Raw genomic sequence first — 2106 nt, forward strand, 5'->3', positions numbered from 1 at the left:
ACACGGACGTGAAAGCACTGCCGAAGCGTTGGCTAAATCAGCCGCACGAGCTATCGGTTCTCAACTCGGACGTGCGCTCATCCGAGGAATATTGGGGAGTATCTTTAAAAAATAGAGAGTTATTAGCCTCTATATCTCATAATAATGAGGCTGATACGCCTGATCGAGTTCAGAAAGTTTCATGCCGAATAAACTTCGCATTTTTTCTTCGACATCTCCCCAAAAATACTCCAAAATCAAGCTTGATCCAACATTACCCTCTATTTTATAAAAAGGTCCTTCTAAAGCTTCAAGAATCTCAATTACTTCTATTTCGTGGCTCGGACGAGCCAGTTTATACCCACCTGAAGCTCCACGGATACTGATAACAAGATTATTACGACGCAATAACGAAAAAAGTTGTTCAAGATAACCATGTGATATTTGAGTCATAGCAGAAATTTCTCTCACCTGCATCATACGTGAATAGGGTGCATGCGAAAGAACATGCATCGCAGCTAAACCATAAATTGCTTTAGATGAGAGCGCAGCCATTAATCAAATCTTTTTGGAGAAAATTTTTTTGCAATATAATAAATTTTACACGCAATACAATATCCGAATAATAGTTCTAAGGATGCGCATGAAAGAAAAATTCCCGCGACTAAAGCCACAATCAGATCAGCTTTTAACCATGAAAATATTAATAATACAATCGTAAATCCTACTCCAAAGAATGCAGCAAGGCGCTTAGCACCACCATCTTCCATTTTTACTGGAAGTGAAAGCTTTTTTTGGATAAATACTGAACAAATATGAATCAGGCTCAAATGCTTATATCCGTACAATCGAAGTATAAAATCGATAATCAATACAATCAAAATGACTTTGTTTTGAGTCACTAAAAATCCAACTATACTTAATATAACGAACAAAGTATTAATTCGTGTAACTGTCGCATCAATTTGACGAAAGTTTAAAGGACATTGTTGGGACATAAATTCATTCCTCCTAAATTTTTATTATATTAGTATAGCTTTTACTTATTGTCAAGTATTCATATTGACTCACTAAAGTATAAAAAAAAATTATTCTTTTACTATTTACGAGATTTAATCAATTCACGCACTTTTTTTTCCACATTACTCAATGATTCAAACGGCTTCAATAAATAATGATCTGCCCCGATTTTATGGCTTTGCAATACTTTATCCAAAGTCGAATAAGCTGTCATCATAATGACAATACACTCTGAATCTTTTACTTTTATCGCTTCTAATACACTAATACCATCTTTTTGAGGCATCATAATATCGAGTAAAACTCCATCATATTCACCACGCTGAAAATGACTTAGTGCCGTAATCGGATTATCAAAATAAGTAACTTTAATATCCCCTGAACGGGTAAGCACTTTTTCAAGCATCATTCCAATGTGTACTTCATCATCAACAATCATAATTCGCATTATTTTTCTCCTTCGAATAGATTTTTAATAGCACTTCCCATCATATGCTCATTCTTTTCGATTACCAATAAATCAAGAGCCTCGAAAACTCCTTGACTTGCTTCTTCAATCGTTCGAATACGCTGTTCAATTTGTCTACGTGAACACAATTTTTTACCGTCACCACAATCAGAAATCAATGCATTTGCTTGAGTATGAACCATGGCGTGTGGAGCTTCAAGGCGACTATAAGATTTAAGCATACCAAATTGCTCTTTTCCTATCCCGTTATCGTACCATTTACCTAAGCGACAAGTATGATGATCAATTGCTTTAAAGATATTTTCCTGTCCAAATAAAAAAGCATATACATTATTTTTATAGATAACATGGTCAATTTTTGCCAAATTACTAAAGATATAGTTACTGATATCCATAATTTCAAAAACACTACGTGAAGAATTACGCTGAAAAATAGACATTCGATCTGACATTTGACTTACTTCGTCTCTCGTACTAATCACAATACTCGAAAGACCTTCTGTCGCTGTTTCGATTTCATTGGTATCTTGCTGCATAGATTGAATAACGATTTCAATCTCCTTGGTAGCTTTTTGGGTTCGTTCGGCAAGTTTACGAACCTCATCAGCAACAACCGCAAATCCTCGACCGTGTTCTCC

General features: G+C 35.2%; 5 protein-coding genes. 1 reads left to right on the forward strand and 4 read right to left on the reverse strand.

Annotation, left to right across the window (positions count from 1 at the left end):
• On the forward strand, positions 1 to 115 hold a 115-nt coding region (locus tag WA010_RS05410; RefSeq protein WP_422556129.1), incomplete at its 5' end, for a helicase HerA-like domain-containing protein.
• Positions 116 to 129: 14 nt separating this feature from the next.
• Here WA010_RS05410 and WA010_RS05415 read toward each other — a convergent pair.
• The 4 genes from WA010_RS05415 to WA010_RS05430 all read right to left on the reverse strand — a co-directional run.
• Positions 130 to 534, reverse strand: coding sequence for an RrF2 family transcriptional regulator (locus tag WA010_RS05415; protein ID WP_422556125.1), 405 nt, complete (start codon positions 532 to 534; stop codon positions 130 to 132).
• A complete protein-coding gene (locus tag WA010_RS05420; protein ID WP_422556126.1) occupies positions 534 to 977 on the reverse strand; it encodes a DUF4395 domain-containing protein in 444 nt (147 codons plus the stop codon). Before WA010_RS05420 ends, WA010_RS05415 begins: the two co-directional genes overlap by 1 nt.
• A 101-nt stretch (positions 978 to 1078) precedes the next feature.
• Positions 1079 to 1447, reverse strand: coding sequence for a response regulator (locus tag WA010_RS05425; protein ID WP_422556127.1), 369 nt, complete (start codon positions 1445 to 1447; stop codon positions 1079 to 1081).
• The coding region (locus tag WA010_RS05430; protein WP_422556128.1) for a methyl-accepting chemotaxis protein at positions 1447 to 2106 on the reverse strand (660 nt) is incomplete at its 5' end. The genes WA010_RS05430 and WA010_RS05425, both read right to left, overlap by 1 nt.

It is taken from the genome of Sulfuricurvum sp., from assembly GCF_049305995.1.
In the GTDB taxonomy this organism is placed as follows: domain Bacteria; phylum Campylobacterota; class Campylobacteria; order Campylobacterales; family Sulfurimonadaceae; genus Sulfuricurvum.

Excerpts from the sequence above, each read along its gene's own strand:
- WA010_RS05415 (WP_422556125.1), bottom strand. The coding sequence starts at position 534 with ATGGCTGCGCTCTCATCTAAAGCAATTTATGGTTTAGCTGCGATGCAT.
- WA010_RS05420 (WP_422556126.1), bottom strand. The coding sequence starts at position 977 with ATGTCCCAACAATGTCCTTTAAACTTTCGTCAAATTGATGCGACAGTT.
- WA010_RS05425 (WP_422556127.1), bottom strand. The coding sequence starts at position 1,447 with ATGCGAATTATGATTGTTGATGATGAAGTACACATTGGAATGATGCTT.